This window comes from Olegusella sp. (assembly GCF_057238325.1).
Window position 1 is genome coordinate 1 of sequence record NZ_DBHHGF010000016.1, and the last position, 18,110, is coordinate 18,110.

Annotated in this window: 16 protein-coding genes and 1 tRNA gene; 11 read left to right on the top strand and 6 right to left on the bottom strand. The window is 48.7% G+C overall.

Annotated features, from left to right (window positions below):
* Positions 1 to 213: 213 nt before the first annotated feature.
* Positions 214 to 456 carry a hypothetical protein gene (locus ACO5JD_RS08830; protein WP_484989247.1) on the bottom strand — a complete coding sequence of 81 codons (243 nt, stop codon included), beginning with the start codon at positions 454 to 456 and terminating at the stop codon, positions 214 to 216.
* A gap of 418 nt (positions 457 to 874) precedes the next feature.
* On the opposite strand from ACO5JD_RS08830, the gene rdgB reads away from it, so the two are divergent.
* Positions 875 to 1,513, top strand: a complete 639-nt coding sequence (rdgB, locus tag ACO5JD_RS08835; protein ID WP_484989249.1) for an RdgB/HAM1 family non-canonical purine NTP pyrophosphatase — start codon at positions 875 to 877, stop codon at positions 1,511 to 1,513.
* Positions 1,514 to 1,614: 101 nt separating this feature from the next.
* Here the strand turns inward: rdgB and ACO5JD_RS08840 are convergent, their stop codons facing one another.
* Positions 1,615 to 2,715: a M24 family metallopeptidase gene (locus ACO5JD_RS08840; RefSeq protein ID WP_484989251.1), complete on the bottom strand. Its 1,101-nt coding sequence runs from the start codon at positions 2,713 to 2,715 to the stop codon at positions 1,615 to 1,617.
* A gap of 208 nt (positions 2,716 to 2,923) precedes the next feature.
* Here ACO5JD_RS08840 and ACO5JD_RS08845 point away from each other — a divergent pair, with 208 nt between their 5' ends.
* The 3 genes from ACO5JD_RS08845 to ACO5JD_RS08855 all read left to right on the top strand — a co-directional run bounded on the left by ACO5JD_RS08845 (position 2,924) and on the right by ACO5JD_RS08855 (position 4,219).
* Positions 2,924 to 3,220, top strand: a complete 297-nt coding sequence (locus tag ACO5JD_RS08845) for a Veg family protein (RefSeq protein ID WP_484989253.1) — start codon at positions 2,924 to 2,926, stop codon at positions 3,218 to 3,220.
* Between the two features lie 2 nt (positions 3,221 to 3,222).
* A complete protein-coding gene (locus ACO5JD_RS08850) occupies positions 3,223 to 4,125 on the top strand; it encodes a 4-(cytidine 5'-diphospho)-2-C-methyl-D-erythritol kinase (RefSeq protein WP_484989255.1) in 903 nt (300 codons plus the stop codon).
* A 17-nt stretch (positions 4,126 to 4,142) separates the two neighbouring features.
* Positions 4,143 to 4,219 (top strand) — tRNA-Pro (locus ACO5JD_RS08855).
* A 429-nt stretch (positions 4,220 to 4,648) separates the two neighbouring features.
* On the opposite strand, the gene ACO5JD_RS08860 is transcribed toward ACO5JD_RS08855, so the two are convergent.
* Together ACO5JD_RS08860 and ACO5JD_RS08865 are read right to left on the bottom strand one after the other, a co-directional pair.
* On the bottom strand, positions 4,649 to 4,954 hold the full coding sequence (locus ACO5JD_RS08860) for a type II toxin-antitoxin system RelE/ParE family toxin (protein WP_484989257.1): 306 nt from the start codon (positions 4,952 to 4,954) through the stop codon (positions 4,649 to 4,651).
* The gene (locus tag ACO5JD_RS08865; RefSeq protein WP_035438676.1) at positions 4,944 to 5,213 is read right to left on the bottom strand and encodes a type II toxin-antitoxin system Phd/YefM family antitoxin; all 270 of its coding nucleotides are present in this window, start codon (positions 5,211 to 5,213) and stop codon (positions 4,944 to 4,946) included. Before ACO5JD_RS08865 ends, ACO5JD_RS08860 begins: the two co-directional genes overlap by 11 nt.
* A gap of 373 nt (positions 5,214 to 5,586) precedes the next feature.
* On the opposite strand from ACO5JD_RS08865, the gene ACO5JD_RS08870 reads away from it, so the two are divergent.
* A complete protein-coding gene (locus ACO5JD_RS08870; protein ID WP_484989259.1) occupies positions 5,587 to 5,805 on the top strand; it encodes a hypothetical protein in 219 nt (72 codons plus the stop codon).
* A gap of 450 nt (positions 5,806 to 6,255) precedes the next feature.
* A complete protein-coding gene (locus ACO5JD_RS08875) occupies positions 6,256 to 6,498 on the top strand; it encodes a hypothetical protein (RefSeq protein ID WP_021626337.1) in 243 nt (80 codons plus the stop codon).
* Between the two features lie 346 nt (positions 6,499 to 6,844).
* Here the strand turns inward: ACO5JD_RS08875 and ACO5JD_RS08880 are convergent, their stop codons facing one another.
* The gene (locus ACO5JD_RS08880; RefSeq protein WP_484989261.1) at positions 6,845 to 7,660 is read right to left on the bottom strand and encodes an alpha/beta fold hydrolase; all 816 of its coding nucleotides are present in this window, start codon (positions 7,658 to 7,660) and stop codon (positions 6,845 to 6,847) included.
* Between the two features lie 373 nt (positions 7,661 to 8,033).
* Between ACO5JD_RS08880 and ACO5JD_RS08885 the strand changes: the two genes are divergently transcribed.
* Together ACO5JD_RS08885 and ACO5JD_RS08890 are read left to right on the top strand one after the other, a co-directional pair.
* Complete coding sequence (locus ACO5JD_RS08885) at positions 8,034 to 9,770, top strand: ABC transporter ATP-binding protein/permease (protein WP_484989263.1); 1,737 nt, start codon at positions 8,034 to 8,036, stop codon at positions 9,768 to 9,770.
* 32 nt (positions 9,771 to 9,802) lie between these two features.
* Positions 9,803 to 11,425 carry an amino acid ABC transporter ATP-binding/permease protein gene (locus ACO5JD_RS08890; protein ID WP_484989265.1) on the top strand — a complete coding sequence of 541 codons (1,623 nt, stop codon included), beginning with the start codon at positions 9,803 to 9,805 and terminating at the stop codon, positions 11,423 to 11,425.
* A gap of 429 nt (positions 11,426 to 11,854) precedes the next feature.
* On the opposite strand, the gene ACO5JD_RS08895 is transcribed toward ACO5JD_RS08890, so the two are convergent.
* Entirely contained in the window at positions 11,855 to 13,021 is a 1,167-nt protein-coding gene (locus tag ACO5JD_RS08895) for an IS110 family RNA-guided transposase (RefSeq protein WP_484989267.1), read from the bottom strand.
* Positions 13,022 to 13,618: 597 nt separating this feature from the next.
* Between ACO5JD_RS08895 and ACO5JD_RS08900 the strand changes: the two genes are divergently transcribed.
* The 3 genes from ACO5JD_RS08900 to ACO5JD_RS08910 all read left to right on the top strand — a co-directional run bounded on the left by ACO5JD_RS08900 (position 13,619) and on the right by ACO5JD_RS08910 (position 17,325).
* Positions 13,619 to 15,328: a Cna B-type domain-containing protein gene (locus tag ACO5JD_RS08900; protein ID WP_484989269.1), complete on the top strand. Its 1,710-nt coding sequence runs from the start codon at positions 13,619 to 13,621 to the stop codon at positions 15,326 to 15,328.
* Positions 15,283 to 15,969 (top strand): Cna B-type domain-containing protein, encoded by a 687-nt coding sequence (locus ACO5JD_RS08905; protein ID WP_484989271.1) that lies wholly within the window; start codon positions 15,283 to 15,285, stop codon positions 15,967 to 15,969. The genes ACO5JD_RS08900 and ACO5JD_RS08905 overlap by 46 nt, the downstream gene beginning before the upstream one ends.
* A 123-nt stretch (positions 15,970 to 16,092) precedes the next feature.
* A complete protein-coding gene (locus ACO5JD_RS08910; protein ID WP_484989273.1) occupies positions 16,093 to 17,325 on the top strand; it encodes an IS30 family transposase in 1,233 nt (410 codons plus the stop codon).
* Positions 17,326 to 18,110: the final 785 nt, after the last annotated feature.

The following is an 18,110-nucleotide window of genomic DNA, read 5'->3' on the forward strand; positions in this document are numbered from 1 at the left end:
GCAGGTGCTTTACACGCACAAGGTCGGGGGTTCAAATCCCTCATCGCCCACCAGATGTCTGATGTGCCCGAGACCCCTGCGGTCTCGGGTTTTTTGTAGGCGGATTGGTTTGGGCGCTGGGATCGCAAGGCGCGCTTGCCCGCCATTGCCGCAGGCGGTTCACAATGCGCCCTTTTACTCGCATTTCCCTACAGGCAGTTCAATAAGCGCCTTTCAACCCACATCGGGTTCAATATGCGCCCTCGCGCTAATTTTTATCTGGGGTTTCTCGAGTCGTTTGATACGGTTTTGAACCGTCTGTGGAAAAGTGGCTACAACGGGTTCAAGAAGCACCTTTTTACCTGCAGGCGGTTCAATAAACGTCCTTTTCCCTGCAGAGGGTTCAAGATACATCCTCGGAAGAAAATTTACCTGCACTTTCTCGAGTCGTTTGGTACGGTTTTGAACCGCCTGCATTAAAGGGAAGACGGGTTCATAAAGCACCCTCAGTAAAAAATTGAGCAGCACTTTTGTGGAAGCAGAGCGACGCTTTTGAACCGTCTGCGGAGGGCGGGGACGGTTTTGAACCGTTTGTGGGGGTTGGGGACGATGCGGCCGTTTGTGAAAGGCTTGCGACGGTATTGAATCGTTTGCGGAGGCTAGGGACGCTATCGCACTGTCTGTGGAAGTGAGTGGCGTAGTGCTGTGGAGGCTCAAATATCCATCCGCATTGCCCAATTTGATGTAACGGTATCGTTGCGGTTTATTGCTTAAAAAGAAGACCAGCCGCAGGAGACGCATTATACTTTGGCTTTGTTTGGGTCGCCAGCGCAGAACACTGCTGGTTGTTTGTTGTTTGTGGCATTATGGTGCCGTTAAATTTGGAAGGGCATGTATGGCGCGCATTCGTATTTCTGAGCTGCCTTCGTCAAAAACCGTGGTGGTTGCGACGGGAAACGCGCATAAATTAACCGAGATAGAGGCAATTCTTTCGCCCATGATGCCAGGAATGCGCTTTGTGGCACTGGGAGACCTAGGAGATTTTCCCGATCCCATTGAGGATGGAGATACGTTTTTTGACAACGCGATGATCAAGGCACGCGCCGCATTAGATGAGACGGGCCTCGAGTATGCCGTGGCGGATGATTCGGGTCTGTGTGTGGACGCACTAGGTGGGGCGCCTGGCATTCACTCAGCTCGTTGGGCAGGTGTGCATGGTGATGATGCGGCAAACAATGCAAAGATGCTGCGTGAGCTAGCAAATGTTTCCAATGAAAACAGGCGAGCTCACTTTCATTCAACCGTTGTTTTGGTAAGAGATGCCGATGATGGTCGTCGTCAGATTTTGTCTGGTGACGGTGATTGCCCTGGTTGGGTGGGTTACGAGGAACGTGGTGACGGCGGTTTTGGTTATGATCCGCTCTTCTTCCCAGATGACACGCCAGGCAAAACTATGGCTGAGCTTACAGCAGATGAGAAAAACGCCATTTCACATCGGCGACGCGCACTGGATCATCTGGCCTCGCAACTATAGACGATGTAAACGAGACACGCGTAAACGTAAAGAACAAGAAAAATGGGCTTATTGATACCTTTGATAAGCCCGTTAGTTTTTCTTTACGAAAGGATTTTTGGCTAAACCGAGAGAATCTGCACGTCGTGCGGATAGTGATTGATAACCTCGCAACCATCCTCAGTGACAATGACCAAATCCTCTATGCGAACACCAATCTCGCCCGGAATATAAATACCCGGCTCGATAGAGAAACACTGTCCCACTTGGACTGGCTCATTGTGAGATGCAGAAACGTCTCCCGGTTCGTGATCCTGCAAGCCAATCTGATGGCCCAAACGATGCGTGAAGTAGGGGCCAAAGCCGGCCTCTTCGATGACCTTACGCGCTGTGAGATCAATTTCGGCAAAGGTGACGCCGGGTTTGACAATGGCGGCGGCAGCTTCGTTTGCGCGACGCACAGTGTTGTATACCAGCAACTGACGCTCGCTGGGTTGGGTGGTAAAAAAGACACGCGTCATATCCGAGCAGTACCAATTGCGCTTGCAGCCCACATCAAAAAGCACCATATCACCAGTCTGATAAACCGTATCGTCTGGTTCGTGATGAGGATCCGCAGCATTTGCACCGAAGCTTACAATAGGCGTAAATGAGTGGTCTTCAGCTCCGAGACGTCGATATTCACCAAGCAGACCAGCGGCAATTTGGCGCTCGGTAACACCGGGGTGCACTTGTGCCGCTAACCATGACATCGCCTCATCGTTGACACGAGAGGCTTCGCGCATGAGGTTTTGTTCGGAGGCATCCTTAATGGAGCGTGCAGCATCAACCGCTTCAGATGCAAGGCGAAAACCAGTGGCTGCCTGGGTATCAATGAGGGGTAATAGCCAGTGCGCGGTGAGCATTTTGTCTATACCAAGCGGGCAGGTGGAATCACAAGCGGCGGCAACTAAGGGGATGGGGTCGTCGGTATCCGAGAAGGTCACAACGTGATCAAAGCATGAGCTTGCATCGGGGAAGAGGGCGTTGCAAAAAAGCGTATCGGATTGCTGGTTTTGCTTGTTTATGCCCAGATAGAGTGCCAAGAAGCGCTCGAAAGGCTCGGTATAGTAACCCGTGAGATACCAGATGGAAAGCGGGTCACAAATGAGTGCTTGGGAGAGCTTCATCGCAGCGAGGTTTTGCTTGACTGCGGAGATGCGCTCTGCGTGCAGTGTGTCCATAGTTGTCCTTTCGTATAAAGTCTGTCGGGCTGAGTATAGCGCGGCTGTGGTGCTAGTTGTTGCGGACGGCTCATGCAGTGGTATTGGAGAGCGGATAGTCTACGTCCATCTTTTTCGTGAACATGTAAAAGGCGCGGTAGAATACAGGTTCGCATGTAAATAGCCAAAAGTATGCGAAGGCATCCGCCTTCGTTGATGGAGGAACATGGTGGATAACGAGGTCCCTTCCGCAAACAGAGTTGATCAAATCAAGGAAGCTCTTGCTACATTGCAAGGTCAGCGTTTGCGCGTGCGTGCCAATATGGGTCGTTCGCGCATTATTGAACGCACGGGCACCTTGCTGCACGTGCATCCTTCGCTTTTTGTGATTGAAGTTGAGGAGCGTCGTGGTCGTACTGCTCGTCAGTCATATCAGTATGTTGATGTGTTGACGGGAACAGTCGAGCTGTATGATCCGACTACAGGCGAGCGTCTTTTGGAGTACGCGCTTCCTGAGGAAGAGTAGCTATGGGTGACTTGGCGCGCACGAGCGAGAGTTGCGTGAGGGTGTTTACGCCTGCCAAGGTCAACTTATATTTGGGTGTGCACACTGAGCTAGATGAGCGTCGCTATCACCGTGTGGATTCGGTAATGGCGGCGCTTGCGTTGTATGACGAGGTGTGTGTGCGCCAAGCAGATACTTTGTCAGTGGCTGTGGAGCCTAGCGTAGGTGTGCCTGCCGAGCGAAGCAATGTAGGAAAAGCAGTACTTTTGCTGGCTGAAGCATTGGGCGTGGAACCGCTGGTAGACGTGCATGTTCGGCGAGAAATTCCTATGCGAGCAGGGCTTGGTGGATCATCGTCTGATGCGGGTGGTACGCTGCGAGTACTCTGTGCACTTTGGGGTGTTGCGGTAGATGATTCGCGTGTAGTGTCCGTGGCACGTCGCATTGGTGCGGACGTACCGTTTTTCTTGAATCCGCGGCCGTCGTATTTAGCTGGTGCAGGAGACGTGCTGCAAGAGAGCTACGCGGATTTGCCAGCGCAGCCCGTGGTATTGGTAAAGCCCAAAGATGGCGTATCCACGGTTGAGGCTTATGCGGATTTTGATCGCGAGCCGCCAGTGTGTGGTGATCTCGAGGGTATGCGCGTGGCGCTGCGGGCAGGAGATATGGATCAGGTGCTGGCTCTGCTTGCCAACAATTTGGATCTGGTGGCGTGTCGGCTTTTGCCAGAAGATGCATTGGCAAAAGAGTGGCTGTTGGCACAGGAAGGCGTTATAACGGCGCTGGTGACAGGGTCGGGAAGTTGTATTTTTGCGCCTTGTGAGACGCATGAGGCGGCGTCGCAAATTGCCGCTGATGCGGAAAAACGAGGATGGTGGTCCTATGCGACCAGCTTCGCTGCTCCGCGCGAGGTAGAAGTCTGCTAAAATACCTTTTCGCAAATCGGGTTGTGGCTCAGCTTGGTAGAGCGCTCGGTTCGGGACCGAGAGGTCGCTGGTTCAAATCCAGTCAACCCGACCATGAATGTTTCAGGTCAGCGGATTCGCTGCTGGCCTGTTTTGCTCTCGGGGTAGTGTGGCAGAAGTCACACTTCATTTCATACCGAGCGCCAAAAGCCACGTTCTGTTTCACACCAGATGCCAAACGCCACACTCCGTTTCACACCAGATGCCAAACGCCACGTTTTACTTCACTTTTTTAGCCAAAAGCCACGTATCTCTTCACGCCCAAAAAATTTACCTGCGCAAACGTCAGGTCCTTTGAAATAGAACGTGGCTTTTGACATTTTTTCTGAAACAGAACGTGGCGTTTGGCACGTAGGGCTGCTTCGATTGAAAGAATCCGTGGCGTTTGACAAGCAGAACCGTGCTGCTTGAAGAAGTTTGTGGCTTTTGTCACATTGTTAGTAGCTCAAGTGTGACTCGCTCCTTGTCAACAGCTTGCTCGTCGTTAAACCAACTTTGCATAGTTTTGACTGCTATGAAAAACATGAGCAACTACCACGTCATTGCCGTTCATGCGATAAAGCAAGATATATCGATTAATGAGCGTTTTGTGGTATCCCATTGCAGTTAGACGTGGCTCGGTAGACAGGGGATACATCAGCGGATGCTCCGCGATTTGTTCTACCACAGTGTCTAGTTTGTTGAGAAAATCACTGGCAGCAGCTGAACTGGCGAGGCTATGCAGCATATAGCGTACGATACTTTCGATATCCATTTCAGCTTCGTGAGTAAAATAGACCTTACAAGCCATAATGAAGCCTTAGGGTAGAGAGAGACTCTTGCGCGTCGCTCACTTTACCAGCGGCGATATCAGCTTCAGCGAGGGCAATGTTTTGGTAGAGCTCGGTGCGAGCGGATTCCATTTTTAGTGCCTCATAGTACTCGGGCGTCATGACTATCATTGTCTCGCGCCCGTTATTTGTGATGATTACTGGCTCAGCAGCGTCTTGTACTGTTTGTGCAAACTGTGCTGTATTTTTTAGTGCCCTCATAGGTATGCAGGTAGTCATAACGCCCCCTTATGATGCAATGGCTGTCTATCAAGTATACCACGTATGTGGGACGCTATGGCGGTTTAGAGTTTAGAACTTGCTACGTTTTTCGGAGGTCGTTAAACACTATGCAAGTAGGGTCAGATATTTTTTAGCTAAGAAAATATGCTCTGCGTTAAATCTGGTCTAACAGGGAGCATTACGATTGACGTTAAAGGCTGTGCAGTCTGTGTAAATACCAAGATTTGACACCTTTCTAGGTGCTCTGAATACACCTCACTATTAATATTAATAGTGAGGTGTCACCCCATTGCTGTGAGGAAGTGAGAAAATCATGCCAATTGCATCGACCACCATCACACAAACAGGGCAGGTCACATTGCCAAAAGTCATGAGAGATATTCTTGGTGTTGGAGTGGGGGAACAGGTAAGTTTCCTGTCAGATGGCAAGCGTGTTGAGATCGTTGCTGTGCCAAAAGACCCGCTTACACTTGGTTCGGAGAAAGATTTTCGCGCCCGCGTTTTAGAAGCGGATGAAGCTTTTGCGCGCGGAGAGTTCCGTGATGCATCAGATCTTGTAATGCGCATGAGGTCAAAGTATGACCTGTAGGGTTGTTACGTCGTATAGCTTTGATGAGAGATAATTCAAGCAGAGATTGCCTTCTTGTGGATTATGTCTATGTCTAGCTACAGCACCACCCCAGGTGTGAGCTTGGGGTGGTGCTACATAACGTATGATGTAAGGGATATGCGTAGCAGCATCACTTCTTGCCAGTAGCTTGCTTGTCATTAAACCAACTTTACATGGTTGAATTTCAAACTCAAAGACTCCCTTGTCAAGTTAAGCTAAAAGCCAAAAAATACCAGTTTAAAACTAGTTTTCCTGACATTAGATTGTGTGCGTGATCCTAAAAAGTTGTAGTGCCAAACACTAAAGATGAGTCTCCTCAACGAACAGTAAAAGGATAACAACACGTCACAGAGGGAGTTTATGAGGCAGCAAGAGTTGGCAGAATGGTATAATACTAAGCAATATGTTGAATATTGTTGAGGAGAGAAGATGGAACGCACGCAGTTCGCAACCCGGGTCGAGGACGACCAAGCAGAGATCTTCCGCGAGACCACGCGCAGGCTGGGAACCACGCCGGCGGATGCCATCCGCGTATTCATCTATAGCTTCAATGAATGCGGCGGCTTTCCCTACGATGTCCGTCTCCGTGATCCCGTTTCGGTGGAGCCGTTCGAGGATGAGACCGAGGCGACAGACTTTGCCACGCGCATGGCTTTGGAGGCGATGAGGTGAGACGGGGAGAGGTGTGGATGCTTCGTGATGACAGCTATGCCAGCAAGGCACGCCCGGTTGTGGTGGTTCAGAGCGACGAGGTTGCTGACTTTGCGACAAAACTCCAGACGCTTTGCGTACGTACTTCATAGAAATTTAATCGACCTGACAAGAAACCAGGGATCAGAGCACATGCGCTTTGATCCCTGGTTTACGTGGCGACTGGAACTGTCTATAGTATTCCGTCGACCTAGACTTTCTGTGGGTGGCGAAGCTGACGTAGGTGTGGTCTTTGCCAGAAAACTTGGCCCAAGCACATTTCCTCGTCATGCTCAAGCACAAGAACGATACAAGCCACGCTACGGTGCTATTGAATTGACTTCACAAATTCGGTTACTGTTGTGTTGAATTTCTCGGACTCCATCCAGAAGAGCATGTGACCTGATTCTTCGAAAAACACGGTCTTAGCGCCTGGGATGTTTTCACCGACCCATGCACTGCCGTGCCAGTCGAACACGTTGCTTTTACGCGCGACGCAAACCATTGTGGGTAGCTTAATCTGAGGAATGAAGTCGCGCCAGTCAAGATTGGTGTGGTCGCGCATGATCTCGATACGCACGTAGGGCGGGCACTTGCAGATCTCCGAGGTAAGAAGAGCAGCATCTTCGCCTGAGGCGGTGCCGTTAAGGCAGGCGTCAACCAGACCTGCTGCAGCGCCCTCGGGATCATATTGTGCTGCCATGCAGGTGCGGATGAACATCTCGACGTCGTAGCAGCCTTTTTGACCCCACTGCCAGTCGGGACCAGTGTACTGCGCGGGCGACTGGTCGACGCAGATGAGGCCCTTGAGGCGGTAGTTACCGAAAAGCTCGATATAACTCCACAGGATTGAGGCTCCCATCGACCAACCGAGCACGGTAACGCCGTCGATATCGAGGTGGTCGAGCAAGTTCTTTACATCCATTGCATAGCGAGAGATGCGGTGACTGTGCATGACTTTCTCGGACTCGCCGTGCCCGCGCATATCCATGGTCACGACGGTGAAGTGCTTTGAGAGCTCTGGCACATTGTGCATCCAGAACTTTGTGCTGCAGGTCCAGCCTGGCAGCATGAAAAGTGCAGGTCCCGACCCTGTGACCTCGTAATAGATACTGACGCCGTCGTTTGTGGTGAATGTTGCCATGCTTATCCTTCCTCTCGTGCCATCGTGCAAGCATTCGTTTGCGCGGATGGATGGGGACTGGTAGATAGGTACTCTCTCATTCTCTGCAGCGTTCGAGAAAGATGTCAAGGAGCCATAGGCGAGCGGTAGGGACCTCGTCTGATCTGTGTTTTATTCAGCAATAAGGCTGCTGAACAGCCCATATCCTATGCACACAGAAGACATACAAGAAATTGCTTCCTAAAAATTCTACGAGTGTTGCGCGGTGCTTTTCGCACAATATGTCTCGCACGATGTCCCTTTTGAGGCGGAAGAAAACTAATGACAGTGTGATAGCATTCATTGATTAGGTAAAGCTAACAATTTACTGAAGCTGGCATAGGAAAAGGTATGCATGTTTGATAAGAGACTGATTGAGCTCTGTCCTGAGAGTCGGAAACACATCGTAGCTAACGTACTGCTTCAGTGGGTAAACTTGATTTGTAATGCTGTGATGATTGCTGTTTTTGCGGTTACGATTGAGCGCTTTTACACACACGAGTGGGGGATGGTGGCGCTGCCCAGAGTCCTTGCACTTATCACGGTGACCATTGTTGTGCGCTTCTTTACAGACAGGCTTGCCGAAGAAGCAAGTTGGCGCGCATCAAAGACAGTCAAGCGCAGGTTGCGTGACCTTATCTATGACAAGTTGTTGATACTGGGCAGTCGCTATGTGGAACAGGTGAACACTGCAGAGATAGTTCAAGAGTCCGTAGAGGGTGTTGACCAGCTGGAGAGCTATTTCGGTCGATACATGCCGCAGTTCTTTTATGCATTTTTCGCACCAATCACGCTGTTCTTTCTGTTTGGTTTTGCAGGAAGCTGGTATGCGGCGATAGTCCTTCTTGTGTGCGTACCGCTGATTCCTGGAGCCATCGTGATGGTGCAGAAGCTGGCAAAAAAGCTTCTTGCCAAGTACTGGGGACAGTATACGCAGCTTGGCAACACCTTCCTTGAGAACTTACAGGGCATGACCACGCTCAAAGTCTATCAAGCTGACGAGTTCAAAAATCAGGAGATGAACAAGGAGTCCGAACACTTTCGTTTTGTAACGATGAAGGTGCTCAGTATGCAGCTGAACTCCATTATCATCATGGATTTCTTTGCATATGGTGGTGCTGCACTTGGAATGCTCGTTGCCTGCCATGCGTTTGCGGCTGGCAGCATTGGCTTGGCGAGCTGTCTCTTTATGATTCTGCTCTCCGCAGACTTTTTTCTTCCCATGCGTAGGCTGGGCAGCTACTTTCACGTGGCGATGAATGGACTTGCGGCAAGCGACAAGATTTTTCACTTCCTGGATCTGCCCGAGCCCGAGCAGGCGGAAAAGACAATCGGTGAAGACTATACCGTCGTCTTTGACAAAGTACATTTCTCCTACAACACAGGGCGAGAAGTTCTTCACGGGGTTAGTCTACGCGCACCTGAGAACAACTTTATCGGCATTGTGGGTGAGAGTGGCTCGGGAAAGTCAACGCTTGCGGCGCTGTTGATGGGGCGAGCGGTGCCTCAAACAGGGAGCGTGACGGTTGGGGGCACAGTTGTGACTGACGTGGCGACTCCGTTACTTATGAACACTCTAACGTACATTAGCCATAGCAGCAGGTTGTTTAAGGGCAGTGTTCGAGAGAATCTTCTTGTGGCCAAACGTATCGCAACCGACGCAGAATTGTGGCAAGTGCTCGAGGAATGCGAACTCAAGGACTTTCTTTTAGGTGAGCAGGGCTTGGACACACTCATTCTTGAGGAAGCAAAGAATCTTTCCGGTGGACAGCGCCAAAGACTTGCCCTTGCGCGAGCGATATTGCATGACGCGCCAGTTTTGGTGCTTGATGAGGCAACTAGCAGCATTGATATCGAAAGCGAACAGGTGGTTTTGTCACGCGTCTTTGCAATGCGGAACACCAAGACCATCATCATGATTTCTCATCGACTTGCAAATATCAAACATGCTGACTGCATTTACGTACTGGACGGCGGCAATCTTGTCGGCTCGGGTACTCATGAAAAGCTTATAAAGACATGCGATGTCTATGAACATCTCTGGCGTACCCAACTAGAACTCGAATCCTATGGATTGGAGGCCGCACAATGAAAAAGAGAAGCAAAGTTGGGGTTCTCCTACAGATGCTTGGCCTGGTAAGACCATTGACAGGACATATGTGCCTTGCTGTAGTTGCGGGAACATTTGCGTTCTTAGTGGTGCAATTTATACCAGTGCTTGGTGGCTATGCGCTACTCGCCGCACTTGGTTACAAAACACCTTTTCCCCTTGGCACGATATTCGTGCTTCTGCCCTTGCTGGCGTTTTTTCGTGCTGTTTTGCGCTATATCGAGCAAAAGACGAATCACTACATTGCCTTTACACTACTTGCGATCATACGAGACAAAGTGTTTCAGGCATTAAGGAGACTATGTCCAGCAAAACTTGAAGGTAGGGATAAAGGTGACCTTGTTTCACTCATCACCTCTGACGTGGAGCTCTTAGAGGTTTTTTATGCACACACCATCTCACCGATATGTATTGCCATTCTGACTGAGACCGTAATGTGCCTATTCATTGGTAGCTTCAATCCTTTGCTGGGACTACTGGCATTTGTTGCGTTTCTAGCGGTTGGAGTGCTGGTGCCCGCTGTTGTCTCCAAGATCAGTGGCGCTATCGGCGATGACATCCGCCATCAATCTGGTGAGCTGTCATCGTTTGTGCTTGAGAGCATCCGTGGCCTTGATGAGATAATTCAATTTGGTGAGGGTAAACGACGCCGGGCGCAGATGGATGCGATGAGTGATGAACTGGCAGCAGCTCAAGGAACGTTGAGTAAGCTTACTGGTTGCAATACAGCTATTTCTTATACGGTAATTTTGATCTTTGATGCGCTTATGCTTGTCAGCTCCCTTTATCTATATGATACAGGTGCTTTAGATTTCTCTGGTGTTGTAATTTCTGTCCTCGCCCTGCTTTCCTCCTATGGACCTGTTGCAGCATTGGCTGGTTTGGGGACAACCCTTCAGAGTACGGTTGCAGCTGGCAGCAGGGTGTTGGATATTCTCGATGAGGTTCCAGAGACCGTAGACGTTGTGGGAGAGGAATCCACATCGTTTACCGAAGCGTGCTGCGACAAGCTGTCCTTCTCGTATGGTGGGACACAGGTGCTCAAGGATATATCGATGCGTTTTGAGCCAGGTAAGATCGTAGGGATTATCGGCAAGAGTGGGAGCGGCAAGTCCACGCTACTCAAATTGCTGATGCGTTTTTGGGAAGCAGATGGTGGCGCAGTAAGCGTTTCGGGTAGGAACATCAACAAGATAAATACCAAGAATTTGCGTGTCATGGAGAGTTACATGACACAAGATACGGATCTATTCCATGACTCAATTATGAATAATGTCCGTATCGCACGGCTTGACGCAACGGACGAAGAGGTTCGGGAGGCGTGCCGAAAGGCTGCACTTGATGAGTTCATCATGACGTTGCCTGAAGGATATGACACGCTGGTTGGCGAGCTGGGAAGCACCCTGTCGGGTGGGGAGCGACAACGGATTGGGCTTGCGCGGATATTTTTGCATGATGCGCCGTTTGTTCTTCTTGATGAGCCGACGAGCAATTTAGATAGTCTGAATGAAGCGGTCGTTCTCAAGGCACTCAAGGAGTCGTCTGATGGCAAGGCGATAGCGCTCGTTTCTCATCGGGCATCCACCCTGCGGATTGCCGATGATATCTACTCTGTTGAGAATGGCCGGATGTCCTGATGCGTGACATGTCTAAGGCTAATTGCTGAACACAAGTACTACCGTGAGATGCTGATGGCTTCAGAGATGATTGGGCATACTACCATAAGAAATCACGACACAAAGATAGATAAGATTTGTCCTGAATGTGCTGATCTGCTCGGTTACACACGGGAATGTTCTATCTGTTCCCCAAGCCTGTTGAAAGTATTAGCCGCGTGTTTTTAATTTCATGTTCTCGTCCTTTCCAAAATCCGATCACAGTTTTTTGGAAAGGCGCCTGCTTTTGGGATTCATCTCATCGTAGCATTTGCTAATTTTAACTTGCTTTTTCGGGGGATGTTCCCATAGTTTTGTCAACGCTCAGTTTTTGAGATGCCGCTTTTTTGATAAACGTAATTGGAGGCCGCGTGTAAGCACAGCCTCTTCTTAGTGTGGTGTTTACACGGTTTAGAACTGTGTTAATGACTCGAGTGGAATTCTGTTAGCGATTTCTTCTGAATAGGGAACCTTATCCCTGAGTACAGCATATATCACCTTTACTCTCTTTCTGGCCGTTGCCTTCTGAGCTGCGTGATAGGTCATTCCGCGAGTAAGACATCGTCTCATATACTGACCGTAGCGACACTTAGAGCGCTGCAGGGAGTTACACGAGAACATGAGTAGATTTTTTAACTGTTTGTTGCCTGAGGCATGACTTTGCCAGTTAACAGATGTCCCTGACCTGTTATCAGCGGGAACCAGACCACAGTAGCTGGCAAGCTTGTTGTGATTAGATAAGTCGCTCACATTTACTGAGATAACAATTTGAGCAGCTGTTTTAGGCCCAATACCAGGGATGGTTCTGAGGTTGTGGTAGTCATCGTTAGCTGACAAAACTGACTCTATTTGCTTACCAATGCAGACAAGCTCCTCAGAATCCTCTGAAATCCTTTTTGCGAGTGCACGCACATAAGCTCGTTCGGCAGATACTACAAGCTCATCAGGTCTTTGACCTTTTGTTGCAGTCCAAAGACGTTTTGCAGCAACAGAAGTGCCTCCGTTTGCACAGACACAATCGACCCATTCACTAAGATTGATGTCTGCTATGTCCCATGGGCCACCCACCTCAGCAAGTGATTTCGCCAGCCACGTATTGGCAAAGTCACAGGCACTCTCAAAGGATGGACAACTTTCAAGCATGCGAGCGCGAAGAGCATTGGTATTTGCTGTTTTGGACTTCTGCAGCGTGGTTCTTGCCGCCGCTAAAATTCGCGCAGCATCTACATCAGCGGAGCTTTCTGGTACAGCTCTTAATAAATGCGACATTCCACGTGCTGTAACTGCGATGTTTTCTGCGTCAATACGGTCGGTCTTAGCCACGCCAGGAGTTGCCGCTGCAATCTTGTGTTCCACAATTCCAGGTAGATAGGCAACATCAAAACCAGCTTCCCTTGCGCGCCTGATTACCAAGACACCAATGTTGCGGCGCTGGTCAACCACAATCAATGTGCGCTTCGGCAGTCTTGCTAAAAGAGCATCGATGGCTTCCTTGGTGTTAGCAATCGATCTACTGAACAGCACATCATCGTCACTACAAATGGCATATGCCCAGTGAGAGAGTTTGCCTACGTTCACTCCCAACCAACACTCATATCTTGTCGGTGGAAATAACGTTCTTTTCGTTGCCTTTTTCCTGCTGCCGGCCATGTGCTAACCTCTTTCTCAAGCTCGTTGGCCGTCCAAATCGCCGCGTCTCGGCATCCACATTACCAAGCTGTAGTAGAAGAACTCAGCAGGTTCCCATTAGCCGGAATCGCAGCGCCCGAGCTCCAGTGGCAACACCCCCGGGCCTTCATGAAAGGCAGGGGCGAAAGGTCATCTGGAGTCAGGCGGCCAACGGACCCTCATTCGGGCCAACAAAATCCTAGGACAAGCTGGCTGGGCAACCTGAGATTTCAACATAGCCTAGTGTTGAAAAGTCGACCCTGAAGGTCAACTCAAACTGTAATGGGAGTAATGGTAGAATACCCGCAATCATTACAATTGGGGGAGTCACTGTATTTTGACATTATTAAAAAGTTTGTCATGAAAGTACTGAAAAGTATTTGATATAAAACAGCTTGCTTGCTAGCATGCGTATGAGAAGGAGAACACAGATGAAGAGATGGTTTTACTACATTACGAGTGTATTTCTTGCATTTATTATTCCTTATGTCAGGAGAAACTACGCGAGTGCTAGCAAGAGAAGGCGGCTCCACAAGTGCTCGTGAGGTCGATACATCCATTACTAATCTTGTAATTCAAAACGCAAGTCATGAAACCGTGTCAGAGATGACAATAGGTGGCGGTTTCTACATAAATATGGATTGGAAAATAAAACCCGGTGAGATCCTTCACAAGGATGACTATTTCGATATTCAAGTTCCCGATGTGATTAACCTTAGAAATCCTGCAACAGTTAAGGAATTTGATTTACAAAATGCAAGCGGCGTATCAATTGCACACGCAACAGTGAACCCCAACTCGGATGGGGGAGGAACAATCCATGTTGTATTTAATGAAAATGCTGATAATCAGTATGACGTTAGCGGCAAGATTTCATTGTATGCATACTTCCAGGAAAGTAAGATTACTGTTAATACAACTACTCCGATAAGCGTAAATATCAATGGCACTGTAGTCACTACAAATATCCATGTCAATCCAAATCCGGGTGTGCATGAGCTACTGGGTAAATGGGGAGGAACAACTTCTCAGCCTGATATTGTGAAATGGAATATGCGTATTAATCAGCAGGGTTCTAACCTTGTTAACTTAAAGATCTCCGATGTCATTCAAACAGATAACGGTGAATATATTACTGATGTGGCCGAATATCCTTTTAAGCTGCAAGAAGTTACATACAGAGAAGATGCGACAATTGCGCATTGGGGCGATGTTATCGATATCACCAATAAGCTAACTGTCGCACCCGATAAACGGTCATTTGAGTTAAATCTTGGTGATATTGGGACAAAACAATACATACTTTTCTACTATTCGACACTGACTTCTGGATCAGAAAGCGCACAGAAGAACAGTGCAAAGCTTATAGCAGACCAAGTTCAGCCAGTAACCATTAGTGTAACGTATAAAGGTAAGGGTGGCGGCGGTTCAGCTTCTGGATCTCTTGCTAGTAGGATTAAAATTATCAAGGTTGATGAGGATAATGGTGCCCCGCTTGCTGGTGCTTATTTCTTGGTTACCCGACCTGATGGCAGCACCTTTGAACTCGGTCCTACCGCTGCAGACGGTACTGTGGTCTCCTCAGTACTTCCTCAAGGCACTTATAAAGTCAAAGAAACAACTCCTCCCCTTGGCTATGATGAGAACGACAATGAGTTTGTTTTTGAGGTGAGTCCTTCGGGCGGCGCGGTCAAGACCATTGCCGACGAGCCGACCAAGATCTCCGTCAATGTCATCAAGGCCTGGATCGGCCCCGAGGGTGGCGCGGTCACCGTGCACCTGCTTGCCGACGACGAGGACACGGGCAAGACGGTCACGCTCAACGCGGACGGGAGCTGGACTGGCAGCTTCGATGGCCTGCGCCAGTACGCGCCTGACGGCCACGAGATTGCCTACACTGTCTCCGAAGATCCAATTGAGGGCTATACCTCCGAGGTTTCTGGCGATGCCACATCCGGCTTCACCGTGACCAACACCAACACGGAGAAGGTCTCGATTTCCGTCACCAAGAAGTGGGTTGGGCCTGCGGGCTCTGAGGTTACGGTTAGCCTTCTCGCCGACGGTGCCGACACCGGAAAGACCGTCACCCTCAACGAGGGCAATAGCTGGTCTGACTCTCCTTTACTGGCCTTGCCAAGTACAACGCTGACGGAAGCGAGGTTGCCTATACGGTGGCCGAGGCCGGGGTCTCTGGTGTGGACGCAGACAAGTACATAACCGCCATCACCGGCGACGCGGTCTCCGGCTTCACCGTGACCAACACCAACAAAGAGACCGTTGAGATCTCAGGTACCAAGACCTGGGACGATGACGGTAACCGCGACGGCGCTCGTCCTTCCTCTATCACCGTCCGTCTGCTGGCCGACGGTACTGAGGTTGACTCCACGACGGTTGAGCCTGCCGCCGATGGCAGCTGGACCTACAGCTTCAGTAGCCTTGCCAAGTACAACGCCGACGGAAGCGAGATTACCTACACCGTGACCGAAGACGCTGTTCCCAACTACGCTACAACGGTAGAGGGCACTTCCATCACTAACTCCTATACCCCCGATAAGACCTCCGTCACCGTGACCAAGGCATGGGATGATGCCAACGACCAGGACGGCAAGAGACCTGAGAAGATCAAGGTGCAGCTCTATGCTGATGGCGTAAAGAGCGGACCTGAGGTCGAGCTGAGCAAGGACAAGGGCTGGACATACACATGGAGCAATTTGGATAAAAACAAGAATGGAAAGCCAATCAAGTATACAGTTGACGAGGTGTCTGCACTGCCGTCAGGATACATCAAGATAGCTGATGACAGCGATCCTAATAAGGTAGTCATTACAAACAGCCGACAGGCGGAGAAGATCCTTTAATTTCTAACTTCAACCGAACACTTAGCTTAATATTCCAAACTCAACACAACATGTTCTTCTAACTCTGAGAATCCTTCTTAGAGATGAATGGGTCATCTCTTGAAAGACAAAGGAGTTAGAGCTGTGAGTAAAAACAGACACACAAAGCAGAAAAGCTATGTAAGGCTTACGCTTGTTGAGAGAAAGGAGATACAAGACAGCCTAAGTAAACGTGGAAGTTGTACCTTGCGCTCTTTAGCTGATGTGCTATCACGCTCAATCTCTACCGTGTATGATGAAGTAAAAAGAAATCGCATAGTTGCAAAAGGACCGCATAAAGGGCAGGTTTTAGATGTCCTGCCAGAAGATGTATGTAGACGGCTTAAAGGTTGGCCTTTTGTATGCAATGGGTGTAAGTACTTTTATTATCACTGCAGAAAACCTCTGCAGCTTGAATACAGAGCCTTTTCGGCAGACAGGCAGGTACATGCTGTTTTAGCATCTTCAAGAGAAGGCATAGACAGCACACGAGAAGACTTTGAATATATTTGGAGTTGTACCAAAGACGGTATCTCACGCGGACTTTCTCCAGAACAAATTATTTTGGCCTATGCTCTTTGTGTAGCGCCTTCTACCCTCTATAGGTGGATTGATACGTATGCAGACACTGGCCTTTGTAACCTACATCTCAGACGTCAGGTCAAATATAAGAAACGCGTACATGTATGTGCACCTAAAAGTACGTCACACGGACCCGAGCGCTCATACAAAGCGTTTCTTGAACTTGATAAAGAGATACAAAGTGCCGTCTGTGAGATGGATACCGTTATTGGACGTATCCACGATAAAGCCTGCCTTTTAACCTTGTATCTACGCCCTTGTAAGTTCCAACTTGTTTTTCTAATTCCAAGCAAGACGACAGAAGAAGTTGCTCATATGTTCGATGAGCTGGAACGCCTTTTAGGAAGGGCGTACTTCTTGAGACTTTTTGGTTATGTGCTTACCGATAACGGCGTGGAGTTTTCTAATCACACACTTCTGGAGAGATCTGCACTTGATGCATACACCAATCGTATGAAGCTTTACTTCTGTGATGTAAGACAATCCCAACAAAAAGGAGCTTGTGAGAAAAACCATGTAGAGATACGAAAGGCACTTCCTAAAGGAACCAGTTTTGAAGGGCTTACCCAACGTCAGTGCGCTTTGCTTATGAGCCACATAAACTCTGAACCCAGACCGTCTTTAGGAGGGCTCTCAGCAATACAGATGTTTAAGTTTGCCTACAAGGATGCAGCAGATGCACTTCTTTTAGGCTTAGGTATTGAGGAGGTGGATAAAGACCATCTCAATCTAACTGAAAGCTTGCTCCAAAGGTAAGCCCTTTATACAAAAGCATATAGCTAAAGCGTGTTAGTTACCACATGCTATTTATGCCCTTCGGATGAGTCTGAAAAGAGACCCCAGGGTCATGGTCTCTCTTATTCTAAAACTCAACCGAACAGACTTGAGGAGCTCATCTGCCTGCAACTACTCAGTTCTTTGCCATGTTGGACACTCCCAGGCTGTTCGGCTAAGCTCGATAAACGTACTTCAGGCACACTATGTTCGGTTAAGGTTGAAAATCAACCATCAGCTTAAAGGGGAAGTTCCCGAGGATATAAGTGAAGTCAGTGTTGTCTTGCAGGATGGAGTCAATGGTTACAGTATTCGGCTAGAGAAAGGGAGACTGATTGAGACAGGAAACGGCCGCGAAAGAGCATATCCGCTAAATGAGATATAGTCTTATGAGATAGACAAGGTATCAGAAGCAATAGATATTAGGTTCAGGGATAAGGAGGAGACTGTCATATTAAACGTGTTACGAGTAACAAATATCCGGCTGGTACTTCAGATTCTGGAAAGGCTCATGAAAACATAGAAACAATTAATATAGAAATTTTTAAAAGTCTAAAAAATATTAAGTGATATAGATGAATAATGCTGGTTTTAAAATTATTAGAATGATGATAGAAGGGAATGATTAAATATGAAAAAAAGTTTAAGAATTTTTCTTATATTTGCAATGGTTTGCACGATTATATTACAGACCAATAATATAATACACGCGCAGGAAGTGCCATCTAATGTAATCACAAGCGCGAAGATTACGGATGCAAGTGGAA

Bases quoted from the DNA above. Each gene is read 5' to 3' on its own strand.
- ACO5JD_RS08850 (WP_484989255.1), top strand. From the start codon at position 3,223: ATGGGTGACTTGGCGCGCACGAGCGAGAGTTGCGTGAGGGTGTTTACG.
- rdgB (WP_484989249.1), top strand. From the start codon at position 875: ATGGCGCGCATTCGTATTTCTGAGCTGCCTTCGTCAAAAACCGTGGTG.
- ACO5JD_RS08840 (WP_484989251.1), bottom strand. From the start codon at position 2,715: ATGGACACACTGCACGCAGAGCGCATCTCCGCAGTCAAGCAAAACCTC.
- ACO5JD_RS08870 (WP_484989259.1), top strand. From the start codon at position 5,587: ATGAGAGATATTCTTGGTGTTGGAGTGGGGGAACAGGTAAGTTTCCTG.
- ACO5JD_RS08830 (WP_484989247.1), bottom strand. From the start codon at position 456: ATGCAGGCGGTTCAAAACCGTACCAAACGACTCGAGAAAGTGCAGGTA.
- ACO5JD_RS08890 (WP_484989265.1), top strand. From the start codon at position 9,803: ATGCTTGGCCTGGTAAGACCATTGACAGGACATATGTGCCTTGCTGTA.
- ACO5JD_RS08860 (WP_484989257.1), bottom strand. From the start codon at position 4,954: ATGGCTTGTAAGGTCTATTTTACTCACGAAGCTGAAATGGATATCGAA.
- ACO5JD_RS08885 (WP_484989263.1), top strand. From the start codon at position 8,034: ATGTTTGATAAGAGACTGATTGAGCTCTGTCCTGAGAGTCGGAAACAC.
- ACO5JD_RS08880 (WP_484989261.1), bottom strand. From the start codon at position 7,660: ATGGCAACATTCACCACAAACGACGGCGTCAGTATCTATTACGAGGTC.
- ACO5JD_RS08865 (WP_035438676.1), bottom strand. From the start codon at position 5,213: ATGACTACCTGCATACCTATGAGGGCACTAAAAAATACAGCACAGTTT.
- ACO5JD_RS08875 (WP_021626337.1), top strand. From the start codon at position 6,256: ATGGAACGCACGCAGTTCGCAACCCGGGTCGAGGACGACCAAGCAGAG.